We start from the raw sequence: 19,471 nt of genomic DNA, 5'->3' as shown, positions 1-19,471 counted from the left end.
ACGGGCGCCAGCCCCTATAATCGGGGGCCACTTTGCCCGCAGTACCGCCATGACCGCTGAAACGGCCGCCGAACTCCACACGATCATCGATCTGATCCGCTACGGCACCAGCCGTTTCAACGAAGCCGGGCTGACCTTCGGGCACAGCTACGACAACGCGCTGGACGAGGCCACCCAGCTGGTGCTGCACAGCCTGCACCTGCCGCACGACCTCGGCCCGGCCTACGGCCAGGCGCGCCTGCTGCAGGCCGAAAAGCTGCGCGTGCTGGAGCTGTTCCAGCGCCGCATCGATGAACGCATCCCGGCCGCCTACCTGACCGGTGAGGCCTGGTTTGCAGGATTGAGCTTCAAGAGCGACAAGCGCGCCCTGGTACCGCGCTCGCCGATCGCCGAACTGATCGAATGCGGCTTCGAGCCGTGGCTGGCCGCCCGCGACGTGTACCGTGCACTGGATCTGTGCACCGGTTCGGGCTGCATCGCCATCGCCATGGGCCACTACTACCCGAACTGGCAGGTGGACGGCGTCGACCTGAGCGACGATGCACTGTCGCTGGCCGAAGAAAACAAGGAGCGCCTGCAGGCGCACAACGTCACCCTGATCAAGTCGGACCTGTTCAACGGCCTGTCCGGCCGCCACTACGACCTGATCGTCACCAATCCGCCATACGTTACCAACGACGAGACCGATGCCCTGCCGCAGGAATACTCCTACGAGCCGGAGATGGGCCTGCGTGCCGGCGACGACGGCCTGGACCTGGTGCTGAAGATCCTGCGTGACGCGCCGCTGCACCTGAGCGAGGACGGCCTGCTGATCTGTGAAGTGGGCGAGTCCGAGCAGCATCTGGTCAAGCTGCTGCCGGAAGTCGATTTCGCCTGGATCGAATTCAAGGTCGGCCAGATGGGTATCTTCGCGGTTGAATGCCGCGAGCTGATCGCCCACAGCGCACGCATCACCGAACTGGCGGCGCAGCGCCCGTGAGCTCCAATTCGTTCGGCAAGCTGTTCACCGTCACCACGTTCGGCGAGTCGCACGGGCCGGCCATCGGCTGCGTGATCGATGGCTGCCCGCCGGGGCTGGCGCTGGACGCGGCCGAATTCGCCCACGACCTGCAGCGCCGCGCCACCGGCAAGAGCCGGCATACTTCGGCGCGGCGCGAGGCCGACGAGGTCGAGATCCTGTCCGGCGTGTACGAGGGCCTGACCACCGGCACCCCGATCGCGCTGCTGATCCGCAACACCGACCAGCGCAGCAAGGATTACGCCAACATCGGCCAGCAGTTCCGGCCGGGCCATGCCGACTACAGCTACTGGCACAAGTACGGCATCCGCGACCCGCGCGGTGGCGGCCGTTCCTCGGCACGCGAGACCACCATGCGCGTGGCCGCTGGCGTGGTCGCCAAGAAGTGGCTGGCCGAGCGCTTCGGCGTCACCGTGCGTGGCTACCTGTCGCAGCTGGGCGACATCACCCCGGCCGGTTTCGACTGGTCGGCGGTGGAAGACAACCCGTTCTTCTGGCCGCACGCTGCACAGGTGCCCGAACTGGAGGCGTACATGGACGCGCTGCGCAAGTCCGGAGATTCGGTCGGTGCGCGCGTGGACGTGGTCGCCGACAATGTGCCGCCGGGCTGGGGTGAGCCGATCTACGGCAAACTCGACGGTGAACTGGCTGCCGCGCTGATGAGCATCAACGCGGTGAAGGGCGTGGAGATCGGCGACGGTTTCGCCAGCGCCGCGCAGAAGGGCACCGAACACCGCGACCTGCTGACCCCGCAGGGCTTCGCCAGCAATCACGCGGGTGGCATCCTCGGTGGCATTTCCACCGGCCAGCCGGTGGTCGCCTCGATCGCGTTGAAGCCGACCTCCAGCCTGCGCCTGCCGGGCCCGTCGCTGGATACGTCCGGCAACGTGGTCGAGGTGGTCACCACCGGCCGCCACGACCCCTGCGTCGGCATCCGCGCCACCCCGATCGCCGAGGCGATGGTAGCGATGGTGCTGATGGACCAGGCGCTGCGCCACCGCGCGCAGTGCGGCGATGTCGGCACGATCACCCCGCGCATTCCCGGGCAGATCGATGGCTGACACGCGGCCGACCGTGTGGGTGAGCCAGCCGCTGATCGACGCGGCCATCGCGCCGCTGCGCGATCGCGTGCAGCTGCGCTGCACCGACACCGTCACCGCCTGGGCGCCGGACCAGATCGCCGGACAACTGGCCAGCGCCGACGGCGCGATCATCACGCTCAACGAGCGCATCGGCGCGGCCCAGGTGGCCGGCGCCGCGCAGCTGCAGGTGATCGCCAATGTCGGGGTGGGCTACAACAACCTGGACGTCGACGCGCTCAGCGCGGCCGGCATCCTGGCCAGCAACACACCGGACGTACTGACCGAAACCACCGCCGATCTCGGTTTCGCCCTGCTGATGGCCACCGCGCGCCGCATCACCGAGTCCGAGCGCTGGCTGCGCGAAGGGCAGTGGCAGCAGTGGTCGTTCCAGACCATGCTCGGTGCCGATATCCACGGCAGCACGCTGGGCATCCTTGGCATGGGCCGCATCGGCCAGGGCATCGCCCGTCGCGGCGCGCACGGTTTCGGCATGAAGGTGCTGTACCACAACCGGTCGCAGCTGCCGGCGGCGACCGAGGCGGAAGTGGGCGCGACCTATGTGGACCTGGATACGCTGCTGGCACAGTCCGACCACCTGCTGCTGGTGCTGCCGTACACGCCGGCCTCGCATCATCTGATCGATGCCGCCGCACTGGCGAAGATGAAGCCGTCGGCGACGCTGGTGAATATCGCCCGCGGTGGCCTGGTCGATGAGATCGCGCTGGCCGATGCGCTGGCCAACGGTCGCCTGGCTGCGGCGGGTCTGGATGTGTACGAAGGCGAGCCAACGGTACGCCCGGAACTGCTGGCGCTGCGCAACGTCGTGCTCACTCCGCATATCGGCAGCGCCTCGCTGGCCACGCGCACGGCGATGGTACAGCTGGCGGTGGATAATCTGCTTGCCGGGCTCGGCCTGGACGGCGGCCCGTCGCGGATGCCGAGCGCGATCAACGCTGACGCGGCGATGGCCGCGCGCGTGACGCTGGGCAAAAAAACCGGGAAACGATAGGGAACCTCCGCGCGCCCCGCTTGAGGAGGTTCCCCGAACCCAGCTGTCGTGCGTGTTTTTCCCCATTCCCGTTTTCGTGAGAGTTCCCCCATGAGCAATGCACAGCGCAGTTTCCACGTCGCCGTCGTCGGTGCCACCGGCGCCGTCGGCGAGACCATGTTGTCGATCCTGGCCGAGCGTGATTTCCCGGTCGGTACCCTGAGCGTCCTGGCCTCCGAGCGTTCGGCCGGTGGCGAGATCGAGTTCAACGGCCAGAAGGTCACGGTCCAGGACCTGGCCACCTTCGATCCGGCCGGCGTCGAGATCGCGCTGTTCTCGGCCGGTGGCAGTGTGTCCAAGGAATACGCACCGAAGTTCGCCGCCGCAGGTGCGGTGGTGATCGACAACTCCTCGGCCTTCCGTTACGACGATGACGTGCCGCTGGTGGTGTCCGAAGTCAACCCGGAACAGGTCGCCAACCGTCCGCGCGGCATCATCGCCAATCCGAACTGCTCGACCATGCAGATGCTGGTGGCGCTGGCGCCGCTGCACCGCAAGTACGGCATCGAGCGCATCAACGTCTCCACCTACCAGTCGGTGTCCGGCGGTGGTCGTTCGGCCACCGAGGAGCTGGGCAAGCAGACCGGCCAGCTGCTGAGCTTCCAGGAGATCGATCCGCAGCGCTTCCCGGTGCAGATCGCCTTCAACCTGATCCCGCACATCGACGACTTCCAGGACAACGGCTTCACCAAGGAAGAAATGAAGCTGATCTGGGAGACCCGCAAGATCCTCGGCGACGACAGCATCCTGGTGAACCCGACTGCAGTGCGCGTGCCGGTGTTCTACGGCCATTCCGAGTCGGTGGCGATCGAAACCCGCGACAAGGTCACCGTGGCCGAAGCACGTGCGCTGCTGGAGCAGTCGCCGGGCATCGAAGTGGTGGACCGTCACGAGGCCGGTGGCTACCCGACCCCGGTCACCCACGCCTCGGGCACCGACGCGGTGTACGTCGGCCGCATCCGTGAGGACCTGTCGCACCCGCGCGGCCTGAACCTGTGGATCGTATCGGACAACGTGCGCAAGGGCGCCGCCCTGAATGCCGTGCAGCTGGCCGAGCTGGTCGCCGCCGAGCAGCGCTGATCACAGCGGTTGCCTCACCGGTGGTGCCGGCCGCTGGCCGGCATTGCCGTGATGGCACGTGCGTGTCTGCCGGCCAGCGGCCGGCACTACCGAAGGTCCCCATCGGTGGGTGCGGACCGCGGTCCGCACGCTTTATAGTGTCGCCATGAATAAACGGGCCAGGGGCGCAAAGCGCCCCCTCCTCTATCTTTCCACCGCGCTGCTGGCCCTGGCCAGCAGTTCGGCGCTTGCCCTGGGCTTGGGCGACATCCGTGTCCTGTCCAAGCCGGGCCAGCCCCTGCTGGCCGAAATCCCGGTGGTCTCGGCCGATCCGTCCGAGCTGGAGAACCTGCGTGTCGCGTTGGCCTCACCGGTCACCTTCGAGCGCGTCGGCCTGCAGCGGCCGACCGGGCTGGTGGGCGAACTGCAGTTCGAACTGACCCGCAATGCGCAGGGCAGGGCAGTGGTGCGGGTGACCTCGCAGACGCCGGTCGAGACCCCGTCGCTGAGCTTCCTGATCGAGGCGGACTGGGGCCAGGGCCGCCTGGTGCGCGAGTACTCGGCGCTGGTCGATGCACCGTCCAGCGCACTGGCCGTGGCCGAGCCGGAAATCGTTGCACCCGCAGGTACGCTCTCCAACACCATCGCCCGTGAGGCCGCCCCGGCGCCCGCCGCCGCGGAGAGCGTGAGCGCGCCTGCGCCGTCCACCGCCACCACGCCGGCACCCGCACCGGCTCGCCCGCGTGCAGTGGCTGCACCCGCTGCCGCACCGGCAGCCGATGGCAGCGTTACCGTCCAGCGTGGGCAGACCTTGTCGCAGATCGCCAGCGTGGTGGCCCGCGGCAACCAGGTCAGCCGCGACCGCGCAATGATTGCGCTGCTGCGGGCCAACCCGGAGGCCTTCATCCGTGGCAACGTCAACCTGCTCAGGCAGGGCGCCGTGCTGCGCATGCCCGGCAGCGATGCACTGGCGGCGGTCGATGCCGCCGAGGCCGCCGCGCTGGTGCGCGAGCATGCCGCACAGTGGCGTCAGGCGCGCACCGTGCCGCAACCGGCGGGTACTGTCGCCCCGGTCGCCACGGCGGGAACCACGAACGCTTCTTCCCCGGCTGCGGCCACTGGGGCACGACTTGAAATCGCTCCGGCGCTGGCCTCCGACGCCGCGCACGCGGGCACAACCACCGGCACTGCAGCCGGCAGCGAGGGTGACATGCTGGGCAACGAACAACTGCGCCAGGCACGCGAGGACATCGCGACCCGCGATGCCGAGATCGGCGAGCTGAAGCAGCGGGTGGCCGACCTGGAAAAACTCAAGGAACAGCAGCAGTCGCTGATCGCGATGAAGGACAACGACCTGGCCGCGGCGCAGCAGCGCCTGGCGCAGGCACCGGATGCCCGCGATGCGGCAACGCCGTGGTACTGGCTGGGTCTGCCGGTGCTGTTGCTGGCGGCCGGCGCGGCCTGGCTGCTGCGTCGTCGCAAGCCGTCGCCACTGCCGCCGCTGCGCGAGGAAGGCGACGCCGCCGGCCTGGCCGCTGCGGTACCGGCCGGCGCGGCGCTGGATACGCTGGCCGAGCAGTCTTCGTGGTCGACGGCGGTGTCCGACAGTGGCCGCCAGGAACCGGCGATGCCTGCCTGGGCGACCGAAGCCGAGGTGCAGGATGACGTGGCTGCCGAAGCGGTCGCCGACGTCGCCGCCCAGACTGACTGGCAGGCGCAGACGCTGCGCGATGACGAAGTGGTGGAGCTGCCCGGGGCCGTGACCGACCTGCCGCGCTGGGACGAGCCGGTGGCCATGCAGGACACCCCCGTGCAGGATGAGCCGCCCGCGCAGGCGGTCCCTGACGAGATCGCAGTGCCGGACTACGCGCTGCACGCCGAACAGCAGCCGCAGTTCCGCGGCGTGTTCGACCTGCCGGCCGAGCATCATGACGGCGGGGATTCGAGCGCGGCGCCGCACGACGCGCTGGCGGCGGCCGCGCATGAAGACGGTACTGCCGCGCCGGCCAGCGATGCCGGCTGGGCGCCGCGCGCCGGGCAGGAACGCCTGGAACTGGCCATCGCCTACCTCGACCTGGGCGATGCGCAGACCGCACGGACGTTGCTGCTGGAAGTGGCCGAGGGCGGCGACCTGCACTGCCAGGCCCAGGCTCGCGAACTGCTGGCCCGCCTGCCGTGACCGAACCCGCCGACAAGGACCGTGCCATGAGCCGCGAGCGCCGTATCGACTACGTTGAATTCGCCTCCAGTGACCCGGCCGACAGCCGCGCCTTCTTCGAAAAGGTGTTCGGGTGGTCGTTCGTCGACTATGGCAGCGACTACACCGCCTTCGACGATGGCCGCCTGCAGGGCGGCTTCTTCCGCGGCCAGCCGCAACGGGCCAGTGACAGCGGCGCGCCGCTGCTGGTGCTGTATGCCGACCAGCTGGCGCCCATCGAGGCGGCGGTGCGCGACGCTGGCGGTGAGATCGTACGGCCGGTGTTTTCTTTCCCCGGTGGCAGCCGCTTCCAGTTCGTCGAGCCCGGTGGCAACGAACTGGCGGTCTGGTCCGAACGCGATCCGGCCTGAGCGCCGCCCCTCCCGCAACATCGAGGTAGCACATGCGTTACGCGCTTGGCGTCGAGTACGACGGCAGCGATTTCAGGGGCTGGCAGAACCTGGGCGAGGGTGGTCCCAGCGTGCAGGCCAGCCTTGAGCAGGCCCTGTCGTCGGTGGCCGATGCGCCGCTGCAGGTGGTCTGTGCCGGTCGCACCGATGCCGGCGTGCACGGCCAGTGCCAGGTCGTGCATTTCGACACCGACGTGGTGCGCGATCCGCGCGCCTGGATGCTGGGCACCACCACCCGCCTGCCGCGCTCGATCGCGGTGCGCTGGTGCGTGCCCGTGGCCGATGATTTCCACGCCCGCTTCTCGGCGCGGGCACGCCGTTACCGTTACCGCCTGCTCAACCGCGAAGTGCGGCCGGCGCTGCAGCGGCAGACCCTCAGCTGGGAGCGCCGTGCGCTGGACGCGGGCCTGATGCATGCCGCCGGCCAGGCGCTGCTCGGAGAGAACGACTTCAGCGCTTTCCGCTCGGTGCAGTGCCAGGCACTGCATGCACGGCGTGAACTGCAGTCGCTGCAGGTCAGCCGCCAGGGCGAGGTGATCGAGGTCGCCGTGCAGGGCAATGCATTCCTTCATCACATGGTCCGCAATATCGTCGGATCGCTGATCCTGGTGGGCAGTGGCGAGAAGCCGGTGGAATGGATCGCCGAACTGCTGGCCGGGCGCGATCGCACCGTAGCCGGTCCCACCGCACCGCCGCAGGGCCTGGTGTTCCTTGGGCCCCTGTACCCCGACAACTGGCATCTGCCCGCCGAGGTCACGCTATGAGCCGCTCCTACTACCGCACGCGCATCAAGTTCTGTGGCATGACCCGGGCCGGCGACGTCCGCCTGGCCGGTGAGCTGGGCGTGGACGCGGTGGGTTTCATCTTCGCCCGTGAAAGCAGCCGCCGGGTCGCTCCGGCCGAGGCACGCGCGATGCGCCAGGCGATCGCGCCCATGGTCGACGTGGTGGCGCTGTTCCGCAACAACAGCAAGGAAGAAGTGCGCGAGGTGCTGCGCACGGTACGACCGACCCTGCTGCAGTTCCACGGCGAGGAAGACGAGAGCTTCTGCCGCAGCTTCAACATGCCGTACCTGAAGGCGATCGCCATGGGCGGCCGTGAAGAGATCAACGCCCGCACCCTGCAGCTGCGCTATCCCAGCGCCGCCGGCTTCCTGTTCGACAGCCACGCGCCGGGCGGCGGTGGCGGCACCGGCGTGGCCTTTGACTGGGGCCGGATCCCGACCGGCCTGCATCGCCCGTTCCTGCTGGCCGGCGGCCTGAACCCGGAAAACGTCTACGACGCGGTGCTGGGTACCCTGCCGTGGGGCGTGGATGTCTCCAGTGGCATCGAACTGGAGCCGGGCATCAAGGACGGCTACAAGATGCGCACCTTCGTCGAGGAAGTGCGCCGCGCCGATTGCACGGTTCTCGAGTGATTGGCGTCATTATTTGCCGTGATTTGGACCTGGATTTGAGCCTGCACGCATTCTTCACATAGGATGGTCCCAAGCGCGCCTGCCATGAGGGCTGGCGCGGGGATCGACGGGACGCGCGCGGCGCGTCCCGAACGGGCGGCCGCCGCCCACAGCCCAGGAAGGCAAGCGATGCAGGAGTTTCTCACCGTCGTACTCGGTTACCCGACGCTGCCGTACAGCATTCTGCTGTTGGTGTCGGTGATGTATTGGGCGGTTGCGGCGTTCGGCCTGGTCGATGACGGTTTTGGCAATCTCGGCGCCGATGGCGCGCTCGAGGCGGGGACCGACCTCAGTGGCCTGTCGGCCATGCTGGCGCGCTGGGGCCTGGGTGGCGTCCCGATCATGGTGGTGGTCACCCTGCTGAGCCTGTTCGGCTGGCTCATCACCTATTTCATCCATCTGTTCGTACTGCTGCCGCTGCCGGACCTGCTGCGCTGGGGCCTGGGTACGCTCGTGGCGGTGCTGGCACCGCTGCCAGCGGTACCGCTCATCGCGCTGATCCTGCGCCCGGTCCGGCGCTTCCTGCTGCGCCTGCGGCCGGTGCCGCAGGCATCGCTGCTCGGCCGGGCCGGCGTGGTCGCATCGCCGAAGGTGGACGCACGCAGCGGTCATGCCACGGTCGATGATGGCGGCGCCGGGCTGGTGCTGCAGATCCGCAGCGACATCGAACTGCAGCGTGGCGAGCGCATCGTGCTGGTCGAGCACATGGCCGAACAACACTATTACCGGGTGGTCCGCGCCGATGCGATCGCCCTCGATTTCCAGGACAACCTGCTTCCGGGCAACAAGGAGACTCATCAATGACGTTGGCATCCCTCTTACCGTTCCTGGCCGTCGCCGGCGGCCTGCTCGTCCTGCTGCTGGGCGTGGCCGGGCTGTTCAAGGCCTTCTACCGCAAGGTCGACCAGGGCGTGGCCCTGATCGTCAACGACATGAGCTCCACCCCCAAGGTGCACTTCACCGGTGCGCTGATCATCCCGGTGCTGTACCGCGCCGAGCTGATGCGGATCAGCCTGATCACCCTGCAGATCGACCGCCGTGGCAAGGAAGGCCTGATCTGCCGCGACAACATGCGTGCCGACATCGCCGTGGCCTTCTACCTGCGGGTGAACGAGACCCAGGCCGACGTGCTGCGCGTGGCCAAGGCCATCGGTGCCGACCGTGCGTCGGACAAGCATGCCGTCGATGAGCTGTTCAACGCCAAGTTCTCCGAAGCGTTGAAGACGGTCGGCAAGAAGTTCGACTTCACCGAACTGTTCGAGAAGCGCCAGGAGTTCCGCGACGAGATCATCGCGGTGATCGGCAACGACCTCAACGGCTATGTGCTGGAAGACGTGGCGATCGATTACTTGGAGCAGACCCCGAAGGCGCTGCTGGACCAGTTCAACATCCTTGACGCGCAGGGTATCCGCAAGATCACCGAGCTGACCGCCGCGCAGAACGTGGTGACCAACGAGCTGGAGCAGAACGAGAAGCTCGCCATCACCAAGAAGAACGTGGAAGCGCGTGAAGCGCTGCTGGCGCTGGAACGCCAGCAGGCCGAAGCCGAAGCACGCCAGAAGCGCGAGATCGAGACCATCCGCGCGCGAGAGGAGGCCGAGACCGCCAAGGTGCAGGAAGAGCAGCGCCAGCTGTCCGAGAACGCCCGCATCGAAGCACAGCAGCTGATCGAGATCCGCGACCAGAACCGCCTGCGCGAAGTGGAAGTGGCCGAGCAGAACCGCCAGCGTGCCGTGGCCATCGAGGCCGAGCGCGTGGAGCGCGCACGCCAGCTTGAGCAGGTCACCACCGACCGCGAAGTGCAGCTGCAGGGCGTGGAGCGCGACAAGGTGGTCGAGCAGGGCAAGATGGACGTGGCCAACATCACCCGCGAACGCATCTCCATCGACAAGACCGTGGCGCAGGAGGAAGAGCGCATCAAGGAAGTGCGCGAGGTCTCCGAGGCCGACCGCCAGAAGCAGGTGCTGATCCTGGAAGCCGAGGCCAAGGCGCAGGAATCGCTGGTGCGCGAGGTAAAGGAAGCGCAGGCACGCGAGACCGCTTCCAAGCACCGCGCAGTGGAACTGACCACGCTGGCCCAGGCCGAACACGAAGTAGCCGGCAAGCAGGCCGAAGCCAAGCGCCTGCTGGCCGACGCGCTGCGCGCCGAGCAGGCCGCACCGGGCCTGGCCGAAGCGCAGGTGCGTGAAGCTTCGGCACTGGCCATCGAGAAGGTCGGCATCGCAGAGGCCCGCGTGATCGAAGCCAAGGCCGAAGCCAGCCTGAAGCAGGGCAGCAACGAAGCCCGCGTGCTGGCCGAGACCCTGCAGGCGCAGGCGCAGGGTGAGGAGAAGATGGGCCTGGCCCGTGCCACCGCCGCCGAATCGCTGGGCAACGCCGAAGCCGGCGTGGTGCAGAAGAAGCTGCTGGCCGAGGCCGAAGGCCTGGTGCGCAAGTTCGAAGCGATCGCTTCGCTGAGCGACCAGGCACGTGGCCACGAAGAGTTCCGCATGATGCTGGACAACAGCCTGAAGCAGGCGCTGGCCTCGATCGAAGCCGGCAAGGAAGTCTCGCGCGAGAACGCCAACGTCATCGCCAGCGCGTTGCGCAACGCCGATATCGACCTGGTCGGTGGCGACGGCGGCATGTTCGAGAACCTGGTCAAGGCGGTGTCGCTGGGCAAGTCGATCGAAGGCTTTGCCGGCAAGAGCCCGATCGTGCAGGAGCTGATGCAGCGCTACCTGGGCGTGGCCGTGGCCGAACCGGCGCCGCGCCAGATCGCCGAGGATGCCGAAGCGGTGCCGACCGTGTCGGCCACCGTGGTCGACAGCGCCCGTTGATGCATCGGGCGATGGCTGCTGCGGCCATCGCCCGCCCGCGCCGGCCGCAACCGCGGCCGTCCGCCCGTGAGCCGGAAGCCTGCTGATGTCTGATACCCATCCGTCCACCGAATCCACTGCACCGGAGGCCGGCGGCACTACCGTCGACCAGGCCGTTGCCCAGGGCGGTGCCTATGAAGTCCTGCGCCGCCGCCTGGCCGAGCAGGGCCAGCGCCTGCAGGGCCTGGCCGAAACGCTCAACCGCCAGCGCCTGGCTGAGTTCGGCGACAGCCGCCTGGAGGTGGTCGGGCGCTTCCGCATCCGCAGCGAAAACAACTGCGTCGGCCGTGACATCGTGCAGGTCGGGCCGGACCGCCTGCTGTTCGGCTACAACGTATTCATCGGGCTGAAGACCCAGACCCGCATCGAGGACGTGTTCGGCCTGTACCGGCTGGTGCAGGGCAGCGACGGCTACGACGTGGCGGCGCTGGAGCTGAAGGGCAGCTTCCTCGACCAGCCCGGCTTCGTGCACGACTTCAACGAACTGTACGCCTACTACAAGCACGCGCGCCTGCTGCAGCTGATCGTGGTGGGCGACAAGCTGCTGGCGTCGTTCCAGATCGGTGAGCGCAGCAGCGACGTGCGCGTGTTCCGCTGGGCGCTGTCGCGCGATGGCGAACTGACCTATCTGGATGCGCGCGGTGAGCGCGATATCGCACTGCCGCCGCCGTTCGACTTCGAATGGACCCGGGCGACCCGCGACCTGGCGGTCAATGGCCGCCATTCGCACCTGAACATCCTCGATACCCTGTTCGTGGAGACCACCGGCGGCGACCTCACGATCAAGGTCGAGAACAACACCGAGACCGGGCAGGGCATCTACAGCGAACCGGTGGAGGACAGCACGCAGTCGCTGGACGACGCCCAGTTCGAATTCGCCCGGGTCGGCTCGCTGGTGCTGCTGAAGGTGCTGCCGTACCGCGAGACGGAGTGGCGCGGGCTGATCTACAACACGCTGACCGGCGGCATCGTGCGCAACGATGCGATCGTGCAGGCCTGCGTGCAGCTGCCCGAAGACCACGGCGTGATCTTCCCGGGTGGCTATTACCTGCAGGGCGGCGAGCACAAGGCGTTCGACGCCTCGATGGCCGGCATGCAGTTCAAGCGCAGCATCCGTTCGCCCAACGGCGAGGACGTGCTGTACATCTTCTACGAGCGCGAAGGCGGGCGCTCGGCGCTGTTCGTCTACAACACCATCCAGCGCGTGCTGCAGAACCCGGTGTTCGGCCATGGCTACGCCTTGATGCAGGACGGGCGCATGGTGCTGTTCCATGCCGAAGGCAGCGAACCGACCCGCATCCATCCGATGCAGGTCTGGCAGACCCCGTTCAGCAGTGACGAGTTTGCTGCAAGCCGGCCACCCGGCAACACCTTCATGGGCCGCATCGGCAACGCCGAACTGGTGCGGGGCATCTCCAACCTGTTCAACCTGGCGCGCGAGATCGATGGCCAGGACGTGTCGGTGCAGCGCTACCAGCGCCTGGTGGCCGACACCCGGCGCCTGTTCGATGCCCACCACTGGTTGGGCGACGCGGCCTGCGATGGCGCCGAGGCGCTGCTGCGGCAGATCAGCGCCACCGGCGAATCGGTGCTGGACGAGTACGAGAAGGTGCAGTCGATCCGTCAGCAGTCGGCGCAGGCGATGGTCGAGGCAGAGGCCGCGCACAAGGCGCTGCTGGGCCGGCTGCAGCCGCAGAACTGGAACGAGGTGCAGGCCTTCGTCGAGGCCCTCAATGCGATCACCGCATTGCGTGGACGGCTGCTGACCATCCGCGAGCTGCGTTACATCGACACCGCGCGCATCGAGACGATGACGGCCGAGCTGGTGGAGGCGCAGGATCGTGTCGGCGCCGCCACGGGTGACTTCCTCGCCGGCGATGCCGCGCTGGTGCCGCTGACCACGCGCCTGCAGGCGCTGGATGAGGCTGCGCAGCAGGCGCAGAGTGCCCGCCAGCTGGATGAGCAGCTGGAGGGGCTGCGCGGGATGGCGGCCGATCTGGATATGCTGTCTGAACTGATGGCCGGCCTGAAGGTGGACGATGCCACCGCCCGCACCCGCGTGGTCGAGTCCATTTCGGTGCTGTACGGCCGCCTCAACCAGGCCCGCGCGCGTGCCGATCAGCGCCGCAGGTCGCTCGGCTCAGCCGAGGCCGTGGCGCAGTTCGCCGCGCAGTTCGCGCTGTTCTCGCAGTCGATCACCAGCGCGCTGGCGCTGGCCACGGACCCGGAGCGTGCCGACGAGCAGCTGTCGCGCCTGCTGGTGCAGCTGGAGGAGCTGGAGAGCCAGTTCGGCGAACACGAGCAGTTCCTCGGCGACATCCTGAGCAAGCGCGAAGAGCTGGTTGAAGCCTTCGAAACGCACAAGCAGGCGCTGCTGGATGACCGCCAGCGCAAGGCACGTTCGGTGCTGGATGCGGCCAGCCGCATCCTCGATGGCCTGGCCAAGCGCACCGAGCGCTTCGCCACCGCCGATGAGCTCAATGCGTTCTTTGCCGGCGATCCGCTGATCCTCAAGCTGCGTGAGCTGGCCGAACGCCTGCGCGCGTTGCATGACAACGTCAAGGCCGACGACATCGAAGCGCGCCTGAAGGGTGTGCGTGACCAGGCGGTGCGCCAGCTGCGTGACCGCAGTGATCTGTACGAAGCGGGCGGCAACGTGGTGCGGCTGGGGCCGCGCCATCGCTTCAGCGTCAACACCCAGGCGCTGGACCTGACCCTGCTGCCGCGTGGTGACACGCTGGCGATCCATCTGACCGGCACCGACTTCCTGGAGACCCTGCACGATCCGGAGCTGGATGCGCTGAAGCCGTTCTGGCCGGTCACCCTGGACTCCGAATCACCTGCACTGTATCGCGGCGAGTATCTTGCCGGCAGCCTGTTGATGGCCGCGCAGGAGGGGAGCGACGGGCTTGACCTGGCCACGCTGCAGCACGACGTCGCCACGCCCGAAGCACTGGACCAGCGCGTGCGTGCGTTTGCCGCACCGCGCTACCGCGAAGGCTACGAGCGCGGCATCCATGACCATGATGCCGCGCTGATCCTGCGTGCGTTGCTGCCCTTGCAGCAGGCGGCCGGCAGCCTGCGGCATGCACCGCGGGTGCGTGCGCTGGCGGTGCTGTTCTGGGCTGCCGAGCAGCGGCGCGAAGCGGTGGCGCAATGGCCGGCCCGCCAGATGGGTGCTGAAGCGCTGGCACGCCTGCTGGGGTCCGACGAAGGGCGCCTGGCGTTGCGTGCGGAAATGGCCGAGGCACTGCTGGCGTATGCGCAATCCCACGCGTTGCCGTTCGATGCCGATGCCGCAGAGGCCGCGGCCGCTTATCTGGGCGAGGAACTGGCGGCCGGCGAACCGGTGTTCAGCAGCAGCCGCCATGCGGTAGCGCTGCTGGAGGCACTGGCTCGGCAGCTGGAACAGGCCGGGCAACGCGAGGCGGTCGAACGCGCCCTGCAGCGCAGCCAGGATCCGCTGGCCACGCGCTGGGCGCTGGCCGGTCAGTGGCTGCGGGCGCTGGCGCGGATGCCGGCGCATGCCCCGCATGCCGGCTACGTCGACGAGGCTGCAGCACTGCTGCTGGTGCAGCGCCAGCTGCGTACCCGTGCCAGCGACGCCGCGCTGCAGGCGGAGGTCAGTGGCCTGCTGGGTGAACACGCACGCATCAGCAACGGCACGCTGGTGGTATCGCTGGATGATTTCCTGGCGCGCCTGAAGCAGCACCTGCGTCATTTCGTGCCAGCGTTCCATGCCTACCAGGCGCTGCGCCAGGGCATCATCGGCCGCGAGCGCGAGACCCTGCGGCTTTCCGAGTTCAAGGCGCGGCCGCTGTCCTCGTTCGTACGCAACAAGCTGATCAATGATGTCTACCTGGGCGTGATCGGTGACAACCTGGCCAAGCAGATGGGCACGGTCGGCGAGAACAAGCGCAGCGACCTGATGGGCCTGCTGATGATGATTTCGCCGCCCGGCTACGGCAAGACCACGCTGATGGAATACGTGGCGCACCGCCTGGGCCTGGTCTTCATGAAGATCAACGGCCCGGCGCTGGGTCACGAGGTGCGGTCGCTGGACCCGGCCCAGGCACCGGACGCGACCTCGCGGCAGGAGCTGGAGAAGCTCAACCTGGCGCTGGAAATGGGCAACAACACCATGCTGTATGTGGACGACATCCAGCACACCCATCCGGAGTTCCTGCAGAAGTTCATCTCGCTGTGCGATGGCACCCGCCGTATCGAGGGTGTGTGGCGCGGTCGCACCCGCACCTACGACATGCGCGGCAAGAAATTCTGCGTGGTGATGGCCGGCAATCCGTACACCGAGTCCGGCGAGGTGTTCAAGATTCCGGACATGCTGGCCAACCGTGCCGACATCTACAACCTGGGTGATGTGCTCGGTGGCATGGAGGCGGCCTTTACCCTCAGCTACATCGAGAACAGCCTGACTTCCAACCCGGTGCTGGCGCCGCTGGCTACGCGCGACATGGCTGACCTGTACACGCTGGTCGACCGGGCGATGGGCAAGGAGGTCTCGACCAACGGCCTGAGCCACGCCTACAGCAGCGCGGAGATCAACGAAATCACCGCCACCCTGCAGCGCATGCTGCGCGTGCGCGACGTTGTCTACCGCGTCAACCAGCAGTACATCGCCAGTGCCGCGCAGGACGATCGCTACCGCACCGAGCCGCCGTTCCGGCTGCAGGGTAGCTACCGCAACATGAACAAGCTGGCCGAGAAGATCTCGCCGGTGATGAACGAGGACGAGCTGCAGCAGTTGATCTCCGACCACTACCTGGGCGAGGCACAGCTGCTGACTACCGGCGCCGAAGAAAACCTGTTGAAGCTGGCCGAGCTGCGCGGCGTGCTGGACGACACGCAGGCGCAACGCTGGACGCAGATCAAGCGCGACTTCCTGCGCAACAAGGCCATGGGGGCCGACGACAGCGATGTCGGCGGGCGCGTGGTCGCGCAGCTGGCCGACATCGCCACCGCCCTGCAGCTTCCACCGCCGGCGCCGGAAGCGATTGCCGTTGCCGACCCGGCACCGTGGCCGGCGTTGCTGGAGGCCCTGCATCGTCTTTCTGAAACACGTCCGGCCGCCGCGCCGGTGCCGGTCGCGGCAGCCGCCAGTGTGCCGACGACGGTCCTGGCCGACGACCTGCAGGCTGGCCTGGCACCGTTGGTGGAACTGTTGGCGGCATCGCAGGCGCAGCAGGCACAGGTGTCGCAGACCCTGGCCGCGTTCGCCGGCTGGGCGCGGCAGCAGGTCGAGCGTGGGGTGCCGAACAGTGCGGTGGCGCAGCGTGCGCGTGTGCGCCGTGCCACGACGCCGGAGGAGCGCGCGCTGGATGAGGCGCTGATGCGTCACTTCTACGGCGAGTCGTTGCCGCCGGATGACGGTGAGGAGATTCCAGCGACGACACCGAAGCCGCCGCCGCTGCCGTGACCATGCAGGCGCCACTGCCGCCACCGAGCTTGCCGGACACGGCCGATGTCGCCGCGCTGGCCGACTATGGTGCGCCGTTGCTGCAGGCGCTGGCGCGGCGCGAAACACCGTTGCCGCCGGGCGCGGGCGCAGGGCTGGTGGCCGCACTGGCACGCATCGCGCTGGCCCTGCAGGCCGATAACCCGGCGCAGATCCGGCAGCAGGCGGGCTGGTGGGGCCGCCTGCTGGGGCGCGATGTCGATCGCGAGGCGGAAGGACGTGCGCTGCAGTCGCAGCTGGGCGTGCTGGCCCTGCAGGCGCGCGAGCAGGCCCAGCAGCTGCAGCAGCAGCTGCAGCTGCGGGCCATGGCCATCGCCGGACATTCAGCGGCGGCCGCAGCGCTGGACGCCTGGGTCGAGCTGGCAGCGGTGCGGCTGGCGTCGCTGGATACCGCCGGCCAGGCCGCGCTGTCGCAACGGCTCGATCACCTGCGCCGGCTGGCCACGCTGCGCCGTCTCGAGGCCGGCCAGTGGCAGCTCCTGCAGGACCAGGACAACGTGCTGCTGCAACGCTTCGCGCGCATCCATGACGTCCTGTTGCCAGCCTGGCGGCAGGCCGCCGCGGCGGGCCAGGCCGCGGCCGGCGCCACATTGGCGGCGAAGGCCGCCACGCTGCACGCACAGATCGATGACGAGGTCGCGGCGGCTCAGGCTAGACTGCCTTGAGCCGGCCGCCGCTGCCGCTTACCCAACTGCAAGGAGACTGCCCGATGACCCAGGACAGCCAGACCCCCGGTGCCCTCGTGCCCGGCACGACTACCGCCGTTCCGCTCGATGAAGGCGCATTGCAGGCGCTTGGCCTGGTCCGCGAGGATCTGCCGCGCATCGCCGAGATCCGTCTGGAGCTGGATGACCTGCGCCCGGGCAACCTGCAGGTCTTCGGTCGCGAAGCGGCCACGCGCACCGCGGCGTTTTCCAGCCAGTTGCTGGACCAGGTGCGCAATCGTGACCTCGATGCCAGCGGCGAGAAACTGGGCGAAGTCGTGCGCATCGCACGCAGCCTGAAGCTGGACGGCTTCGCGCAGCGGTCGAAGGTGCCGGTGATCGGTGGCCTGATCGACCGCCTGCGCGTATCCAAGGGCGAGCTGGTGCAGAAGTTCAGCGACACCAATGCGCAGATCGAGCAGCTGCTGGGTGATGTCGGTGTGCAGCAGGCGTTGATGGGCAAGCGCGTGGGCGAGTTCGACCGCATGCATGACATCGTCCGCGAAGAACGCCATGCGCTGGGCCTGTATGCTGCGGCCGGCAAGCAGCGCCTGGCCGAACTGCAGGCCGAGCAGCAGGCCGGGCAGGGCAGTGAGGATCCGCAGCAGCGCATCCGCCAGAGCGAAGTCGACAACGCGATCCGCCTCCTCGAAAAGCGCGTGTCCGACCTGCAGCTGATGCAGCATGCGGCCGACCAGTCGCTGCCGATGATCCGCCTGATCCAGGCCAACGCGCTGCAGCTGATCGAGAAGTTCAACACGGTGCGCGAGATCACCATCCCGTCGTGGAAGCGCCAGTTCGCCATCCAGCTTTCGCTGGGTGAGCAGAAGGCCGCGGTCGAGCTGTCCACCGCCATCGACGATGCCACCAACGAGCTGATGCGCCGCAACGCCGACCTGCTGCGCCAGGCCTCGGTGGATACCGCGCGCAGCAACCAGCGCGGCGTGATCGACGTGGCGACGCTGCGCCACGTGCACGACCAGTTGATCGCCACGGTCGAGGAAGTGCGCAGCATCCATCGCGAAGGAATGCAGCAGCGGCAGCAGGCCGAAGTCGAGCTGTCGCGCCTGCGCGAAGACCTGCAGCAGCGACTGGCCACCCCGACTGCCAGCTGAAAAAAGGGGACGGAGGGGATTAAGTCGTTTGTGCCACTTGCGACTTAATCCCCTCCGTCCCCTTTTTGTTGTCAGCGCAGTTGCTGGCCCAGCCAGTCGGCCAGCGCATCCACGCGCCCATCTGCCGGTCCATCCGGTCGCGCCAGCACCCAGAAGCCACCGGTGGCGGCAAATCCCCACGGCGCGACCAGTCGCCCGGCGGCCAGGTCCTCGGCCACCAGGGGCTCGGGTGCGATCGCCGGGCCCAGCCCGGCCACCGCTGCCTCCAGCAGGTAGTACAGGTGTTCGAAGGCAGTACCCAGCTGCAGCTTCAAGGTGTCCAGACCGTGCGCTTGCGCCCACGCCGGCCATGCCTGCGGCCGTGAGCTGGTGTGCAGCAGCGTCTCCTGCAGCAGCGCCGAGGGCGGCACGTGCCGCAGGCGCTGCGCGGCCGGATGCGAGGGGGCCACCACCACGCCGACCCGTTCCGGCGCCAGCTCACGCACCTGCCAGCCCCGGGGCCACGGCCCCTGCGCCAGCAGCAGCACCGCGTCCAGTGCGGCCTGCGCCTCGGTGAAGCTGCCATCCAGCGCCGACCACTGCAGGCGTACGCCGGGCAGGGCGGCCTGCAGTGCGGGCAGGCGCGGAATCATCCAGCGCGCCAGCACGCTGCCGCTGCAGCCCAGCACCAGCGCCGGGGCCGCGGTCGGCCGGCGCAGTTCGCGCACGCAGTCTTCGATGCCGCTGAAGGCCTCGCTGCACGCTGCCTGCAGGCGCGTGCCCGCAGCGGTCAGGCGCAGGCCGCGACCGGCCCGCTGGAACAGCGCCAGGCCGAGGTGGTCTTCCAGCAGCTTCAGCTGGCGGCTGACCGCGCCGTGGGTCACGTGCAGGTCCTGCGCGGCGCGGCCAACCCCGCCCAGGCGGGCGGTGGCCTCGAACGCGCGCAGCGCATTGAGCGGTGGCAACAGCGAACGGCTCATGTGAGATTTCCTGACGGTATATGCCAGATAATATCCATTTTCCGGTCACGACCCGTGCGCTAGAGTATCCACCTGTCTCGAACCAGCGGTCG

The 19,471-nt window shown here is 68.3% G+C and carries 14 protein-coding genes; 13 read left to right on the top strand and 1 reads right to left on the bottom strand.

Going from position 1 to position 19,471, the window contains the following annotated elements; genetic code table 11:
* Window positions 1-49: 49 nt before the first annotated feature.
* From prmB to AC5QAB_RS01500, 13 genes are all read left to right on the top strand, one after another.
* Window positions 50-979 carry a 50S ribosomal protein L3 N(5)-glutamine methyltransferase gene (gene prmB, locus AC5QAB_RS01560; protein ID WP_197562084.1) on the top strand — a complete coding sequence of 310 codons (930 nt, stop codon included), beginning with the start codon at window positions 50-52 and terminating at the stop codon, window positions 977-979.
* Window positions 976-2,079, top strand: coding sequence for a chorismate synthase (gene aroC, locus AC5QAB_RS01555; RefSeq protein ID WP_014647893.1), 1,104 nt, complete (start codon window positions 976-978; stop codon window positions 2,077-2,079). Before prmB ends, aroC begins: the two co-directional genes overlap by 4 nt.
* The gene (locus AC5QAB_RS01550; RefSeq protein WP_046431836.1) at window positions 2,072-3,109 is read left to right on the top strand and encodes a 2-hydroxyacid dehydrogenase; all 1,038 of its coding nucleotides are present in this window, start codon (window positions 2,072-2,074) and stop codon (window positions 3,107-3,109) included. The genes aroC and AC5QAB_RS01550 overlap by 8 nt, the downstream gene beginning before the upstream one ends.
* A 90-nt stretch (window positions 3,110-3,199) precedes the next feature.
* Window positions 3,200-4,228, top strand: a complete 1,029-nt coding sequence (locus AC5QAB_RS01545; RefSeq protein ID WP_014647891.1) for an aspartate-semialdehyde dehydrogenase — start codon at window positions 3,200-3,202, stop codon at window positions 4,226-4,228.
* Window positions 4,229-4,373: 145 nt separating this feature from the next.
* Window positions 4,374-6,386, top strand: coding sequence for a FimV/HubP family polar landmark protein (locus AC5QAB_RS01540; protein ID WP_495233117.1), 2,013 nt, complete (start codon window positions 4,374-4,376; stop codon window positions 6,384-6,386).
* A 26-nt stretch (window positions 6,387-6,412) separates the two neighbouring features.
* Complete coding sequence (locus AC5QAB_RS01535) at window positions 6,413-6,775, top strand: VOC family protein (protein WP_014647889.1); 363 nt, start codon at window positions 6,413-6,415, stop codon at window positions 6,773-6,775.
* Between the two features lie 32 nt (window positions 6,776-6,807).
* Entirely contained in the window at window positions 6,808-7,578 is a 771-nt protein-coding gene (gene truA, locus AC5QAB_RS01530; RefSeq protein WP_014647888.1) for a tRNA pseudouridine(38-40) synthase TruA, read from the top strand.
* Window positions 7,575-8,231, top strand: a complete 657-nt coding sequence (locus AC5QAB_RS01525) for a phosphoribosylanthranilate isomerase (protein WP_014647887.1) — start codon at window positions 7,575-7,577, stop codon at window positions 8,229-8,231. Before truA ends, AC5QAB_RS01525 begins: the two co-directional genes overlap by 4 nt.
* Before the next feature lie 168 nt (window positions 8,232-8,399).
* Complete coding sequence (locus AC5QAB_RS01520) at window positions 8,400-9,074, top strand: hypothetical protein (RefSeq protein WP_014647886.1); 675 nt, start codon at window positions 8,400-8,402, stop codon at window positions 9,072-9,074.
* Window positions 9,071-11,089 (top strand): hypothetical protein, encoded by a 2,019-nt coding sequence (locus AC5QAB_RS01515; RefSeq protein ID WP_197561168.1) that lies wholly within the window; start codon window positions 9,071-9,073, stop codon window positions 11,087-11,089. The genes AC5QAB_RS01520 and AC5QAB_RS01515 overlap by 4 nt, the downstream gene beginning before the upstream one ends.
* An 85-nt stretch (window positions 11,090-11,174) precedes the next feature.
* Window positions 11,175-16,562, top strand: coding sequence for a DNA repair ATPase (locus AC5QAB_RS01510; RefSeq protein ID WP_197561167.1), 5,388 nt, complete (start codon window positions 11,175-11,177; stop codon window positions 16,560-16,562).
* A 2-nt stretch (window positions 16,563-16,564) separates the two neighbouring features.
* The gene (locus AC5QAB_RS01505; protein ID WP_014647883.1) at window positions 16,565-17,266 is read left to right on the top strand and encodes a hypothetical protein; all 702 of its coding nucleotides are present in this window, start codon (window positions 16,565-16,567) and stop codon (window positions 17,264-17,266) included.
* A 44-nt stretch (window positions 17,267-17,310) separates the two neighbouring features.
* The gene (locus AC5QAB_RS01500) at window positions 17,311-18,420 is read left to right on the top strand and encodes a toxic anion resistance protein (RefSeq protein WP_014647882.1); all 1,110 of its coding nucleotides are present in this window, start codon (window positions 17,311-17,313) and stop codon (window positions 18,418-18,420) included.
* Between the two features lie 71 nt (window positions 18,421-18,491).
* On the opposite strand, the gene AC5QAB_RS01495 is transcribed toward AC5QAB_RS01500, so the two are convergent.
* Window positions 18,492-19,379, bottom strand: a complete 888-nt coding sequence (locus AC5QAB_RS01495; RefSeq protein ID WP_197561166.1) for a LysR substrate-binding domain-containing protein — start codon at window positions 19,377-19,379, stop codon at window positions 18,492-18,494.
* Window positions 19,380-19,471 lie beyond the last annotated feature (92 nt).

The organism is Stenotrophomonas sp. YJH_SMC_127 (assembly GCF_059372445.1).
The sequence above is the reverse complement of the archived record's forward strand: the minus strand, read 5'-3'. Positions and strand labels throughout refer to the sequence as shown.

Excerpts from the sequence above, each read along its gene's own strand:
- prmB (WP_197562084.1), top strand. The coding sequence starts at position 50 with ATGACCGCTGAAACGGCCGCCGAACTCCACACGATCATCGATCTGATC.
- AC5QAB_RS01550 (WP_046431836.1), top strand. The coding sequence starts at position 2,072 with ATGGCTGACACGCGGCCGACCGTGTGGGTGAGCCAGCCGCTGATCGAC.
- AC5QAB_RS01545 (WP_014647891.1), top strand. The coding sequence starts at position 3,200 with ATGAGCAATGCACAGCGCAGTTTCCACGTCGCCGTCGTCGGTGCCACC.
- AC5QAB_RS01540 (WP_495233117.1), top strand. The coding sequence starts at position 4,374 with ATGAATAAACGGGCCAGGGGCGCAAAGCGCCCCCTCCTCTATCTTTCC.
- AC5QAB_RS01535 (WP_014647889.1), top strand. The coding sequence starts at position 6,413 with ATGAGCCGCGAGCGCCGTATCGACTACGTTGAATTCGCCTCCAGTGAC.
- truA (WP_014647888.1), top strand. The coding sequence starts at position 6,808 with ATGCGTTACGCGCTTGGCGTCGAGTACGACGGCAGCGATTTCAGGGGC.
- AC5QAB_RS01525 (WP_014647887.1), top strand. The coding sequence starts at position 7,575 with ATGAGCCGCTCCTACTACCGCACGCGCATCAAGTTCTGTGGCATGACC.
- AC5QAB_RS01520 (WP_014647886.1), top strand. The coding sequence starts at position 8,400 with ATGCAGGAGTTTCTCACCGTCGTACTCGGTTACCCGACGCTGCCGTAC.
- AC5QAB_RS01515 (WP_197561168.1), top strand. The coding sequence starts at position 9,071 with ATGACGTTGGCATCCCTCTTACCGTTCCTGGCCGTCGCCGGCGGCCTG.
- AC5QAB_RS01510 (WP_197561167.1), top strand. The coding sequence starts at position 11,175 with ATGTCTGATACCCATCCGTCCACCGAATCCACTGCACCGGAGGCCGGC.
- AC5QAB_RS01505 (WP_014647883.1), top strand. The coding sequence starts at position 16,565 with ATGCAGGCGCCACTGCCGCCACCGAGCTTGCCGGACACGGCCGATGTC.
- AC5QAB_RS01500 (WP_014647882.1), top strand. The coding sequence starts at position 17,311 with ATGACCCAGGACAGCCAGACCCCCGGTGCCCTCGTGCCCGGCACGACT.
- AC5QAB_RS01495 (WP_197561166.1), bottom strand. The coding sequence starts at position 19,379 with ATGAGCCGTTCGCTGTTGCCACCGCTCAATGCGCTGCGCGCGTTCGAG.